At 68.4% G+C, this 2,056-nt stretch carries 2 protein-coding genes and 1 pseudogene; 2 read left to right on the top strand and 1 reads right to left on the bottom strand.

Annotated elements, in window-relative coordinates:
* Together atpD and AC3XYG_RS09030 are read left to right on the top strand one after the other, a co-directional pair.
* Positions 1-1,008, top strand: a 1,008-nt coding sequence (gene atpD, locus AC3XYG_RS09035; protein ID WP_489139487.1) for a F0F1 ATP synthase subunit beta, incomplete at its 5' end; no start/stop codon positions are given.
* 29 nt (positions 1,009-1,037) lie between these two features.
* Positions 1,038-1,463 (top strand): F0F1 ATP synthase subunit epsilon, encoded by a 426-nt coding sequence (locus tag AC3XYG_RS09030; RefSeq protein ID WP_489139486.1) that lies wholly within the window; start codon positions 1,038-1,040, stop codon positions 1,461-1,463.
* A 199-nt stretch (positions 1,464-1,662) separates the two neighbouring features.
* On the opposite strand, the pseudogene AC3XYG_RS09025 reads toward AC3XYG_RS09030, so the two are convergent.
* Positions 1,663-2,056, bottom strand: a pseudogene (locus AC3XYG_RS09025) (dihydroxy-acid dehydratase); the annotation flags it as partial.

Genomic DNA, 2,056 nt, shown 5'->3' with positions numbered 1-2,056 from the left:
ATCAGCCCCTACGCCAAGGGCGGCAAGATCGGCCTGTTCGGCGGCGCCGGCGTCGGCAAGACGGTGACCATCCAGGAGCTGATCAACAACATCGCCAAGGCGCATGGCGGCGTGTCGGTCTTCGCCGGCGTGGGCGAGCGGACCCGCGAGGGCAACGACCTCTATCACGAGATGATCGACTCCGGCGTCATCAAGCTCGGGGAAGAGGGCTCGAAGGTCGCGCTGGTCTACGGCCAGATGAACGAGCCGCCGGGCGCCCGCGCCCGCGTCGGCCTGTCGGGCCTGACCGTGGCGGAGTACTTCCGCGACGTCGAAGGCCAGGACGTGCTGTTCTTCGTCGACAACATCTTCCGCTTCACCCAGGCGGGTGCCGAAGTGTCGGCGCTGCTCGGCCGCATCCCGTCGGCGGTGGGCTATCAGCCGACGCTGTCGACCGACATGGGCGCGCTGCAGGAGCGCATCACCTCGACCAACAAGGGTTCGATCACCTCGGTGCAGGCCATCTACGTGCCCGCCGACGATCTGACCGACCCGGCGCCGGCGACCTCGTTCGCGCATCTCGATGCGACGACCGTGCTCAGCCGAGCGATCTCCGAGCTCGGCATCTACCCGGCGGTGGACCCGCTCGACTCGACCTCGCGCATCCTCGACCCGCGCGTCGTCGGCCAGGAGCATTACGAGGTGGCCCGCGCCGTGCAGCGCACGCTGCAGGAATACCGGGCGCTGCAGGACATCATCGCCATCCTGGGCATGGACGAGCTGACCGAAGAGCAGCGCCTGACCGTGGCCCGCGCCCGCAAGATCCAGCGCTTCTTCAGCCAGCCCTTCCACGTCGCCGAGGTGTTCACCGGCACCCCGGGCGTGCTGGTGTCGGTCGAGGATACCGTGCGCGGCTTCAAGGGCATCGTGAACGGCGACTACGATCACCTGCCGGAAGCGGCCTTCTACATGGTCGGCACCATCGACGACGCCATCGCCAAGGCGAAGAAGCTCGCCGAAGCCGCCTGACGCCAGCAGCACCGTAGCCGGGGACATCCATGGCCGAGAAATTCGCCTTCGAACTGGTCTCGCCCGAGAAGCTGCTCGTGGCCCAGCAGGTCGAAATGGTGGTCGTCCCCGGTGGCGACGGCTATTTCGGCGTGCTGAAGGGGCATATGTCGATGCTGTCGACCGTCCAGCCGGGCGTGATCGACGTCTATGAGCAGCGCAGCGCCATCTCCGAGCGGCTCTTCGTCACCGGCGGCTTTGCCGAAGTGACGCCGGAGCGCTGCACCGTCCTGGCCGAACAGGTCGTGCCGGTGGCCTCGCTCGACCGCGGCAAGGTCGAGCAAGAGGTGCGCGACGCCGAGGAAGACGTCGCCGACGCCAAGACCCCGGGCGAGACCGCCGTGGCCGAACGCGCGCTGAAGCTGGCCAAGGCCAAGCTGTCGGCGGTTACCCGCGCCGCTGCCGGCCACGCCTGATCCGATCCGAGACCTGCTGAAACGGAAAGGGCCCCGCAAGGGGCCCTTTTTCGTTGGTGGAATCCGGCGAGGCTCCGAAGCCCTTCACTCCACATCTGTCATGCCCGGACTTGATCCGGGCATCCAGAGACTGTCGACATCCTCTGGATTGCCGGGTCAAGCCCGGCAATGACAGGTGGAGGGGGCGTTTCTCCGCGTTTTACACCGAACGCGGCCGCAGCTGGCTGACGTCGCGGACGGCGCCGCGGGCGGCGCTGGTGGTCAGGGCGGCATAGGCCTGCAGCGCGGCCGAGACCTTGCGCGGGCGCGGCGCCTCCGGCTTCCAGCCGCCATCGGCACGGGCCTTCATCGCGGCGCGGCGATGCGCCAGCTCCTCATCCGACACCATCAGCTCGATCCGCCGGCCGGGGATGTCGATCTCGACCCGGTCGCCTTCCTGGGCCAGGGCGATAGTGCCGCCCTCGGCCGCTTCCGGCGAGGCATGGCCGATCGACAGGCCCGAGGTGCCGCCGGAGAAGCGGCCGTCGGTGACCAGGGCGCAGGCCTTGCCCAGCCCCTTCGACTTCAGATAGCTGGTCGGGTACAGCATCTCC

The sequence above is a fragment of the Inquilinus sp. genome (assembly GCF_057815775.1).
The sequence above is the reverse complement of the archived record's forward strand: the minus strand, read 5'-3'. Positions and strand labels throughout refer to the sequence as shown.